General features: G+C 39.3%; 1 protein-coding gene and 1 pseudogene. Both read left to right on the top strand.

The window, feature by feature from the left end:
• Positions 1 to 130: 130 nt before the first annotated feature.
• Positions 131 to 1033, top strand: a complete 903-nt coding sequence (locus CEV08_RS09265; RefSeq protein ID WP_100131289.1) for a type IV secretion system protein — start codon at positions 131 to 133, stop codon at positions 1031 to 1033.
• Between the two features lie 147 nt (positions 1034 to 1180).
• Positions 1181 to 1406 (top strand): annotated as a pseudogene (locus CEV08_RS09270) (conjugal transfer protein); the annotation flags it as partial.

Consider the following 1406-nt stretch of genomic DNA (forward strand, 5'->3'; position numbering starts at 1 on the left):
CAATACGATAATTTTTTACAACAATGTGTCTGTTTTTGAGAAATGCTAACATAATGAATATTAGCACCCTCTCAGTATGCACCCATGCTGCAAAGTGATGGAAAACTGAAATGCGCTAAAGAGGAATACCATGGCCTTCCAAATGTTCACACAACTGTTCAATCGTATTGATCAGGCAACACAAACATATGTCACGGATATCTCCTCAAAGGCAATCGTGACCATTACCCCTTTCGTATCAATCGGTCTTTCCATCGCTTTTATCGTCTATGGATGGCTTGTCATGCGCGGCGTAATAGATATGCCGCTCTCTGAGTTAGTGAGACGTTTCCTGCGAATAAGTATTATTACTTCAATAGCTCTAAGCGCAGGACTTTATCAATCAGATATTGCAGATTTGATAATAACAATGCCTCATGACTTATCTGCCGCACTCACAAATAATCCACTACAGGAAAAACAATTAAGCAGTTTGATTGATAGAGTTGCTGAAAGCGGCTTCAACCGAGCAAACGAAGCTTTCGAAGAAGCTATTTTCTTAGATACTGATGGGATCCTTTATAGCCTCGTCGGCCTTCTTATCTTGCTTGCAACAAGCTTTCTAGCGGCAATCGGCGGTGCATTCATCCTGCTAGCAAAAATCGTACTTGCACTTCTCGTAGGCTTTGGACCAATTTTCATCATTACTCTACTCTGGCAACCAACCTATCGCTTTTTCGAGCAATGGATAGACCAAATCTTAAGCTATATAATTCTTATCGTACTCTTAGCTACTGTATCTAGTCTACTAATGAATATCTTTGCAAATTATATGGATGACCTAAAACTTGGGTTCAATGGAGGAGAAATACTGCAATATTCGATGGTATATTCGCTGGGTGGTGCGCTCATCTTGTCCATTATCTCTATTGTGCTGTTGATCAAAATAACAAGTATCGCCAATGCTCTCGCAAAAGGCGTTACATTCGGACATTTATGGAGATTAGGTGGAACAGGTAGCACCACTTCCCGTAATAGAAATGCAAGAAAATAAAAGTGAAAATTAATAAATATATTTTACATTCAAAATTGAAATAATGATAAAAAAATGCTAGAGGAACAAATTGTGGGAAGTGGGTGATGATTCGGCAATATAGTTACCGATTTTTTTACATCACGCAAAAAGCGACAGGAGAGGAACATGAAAAAACAGGTTATTTTGATAGCAGTAGCAATAATTTTAACTTTGGGGAGTTCAAATCCGGTAATGGCTATAATTGTTGCTTGGCCAGTTCCAGCTTTTGGGAATAAATCAAAACCAAAACCTCCCCCAAAACCAGCACCACCACCGCCACCGAAAGTGCAAACAATCCCTGCCTTCCTCGAAGTCTTAAAGAAACAACTTGCTCAACTAGAGAAGATACATG

This window comes from Bartonella tribocorum, from assembly GCF_002778015.1.
GTDB classification, from domain to species: Bacteria; Pseudomonadota; Alphaproteobacteria; order Rhizobiales; family Rhizobiaceae; genus Bartonella; species Bartonella tribocorum_B.

Bases quoted from the DNA above. Each gene is read 5' to 3' on its own strand.
- CEV08_RS09265 (WP_100131289.1), top strand. From the start codon at position 131: ATGGCCTTCCAAATGTTCACACAACTGTTCAATCGTATTGATCAGGCA.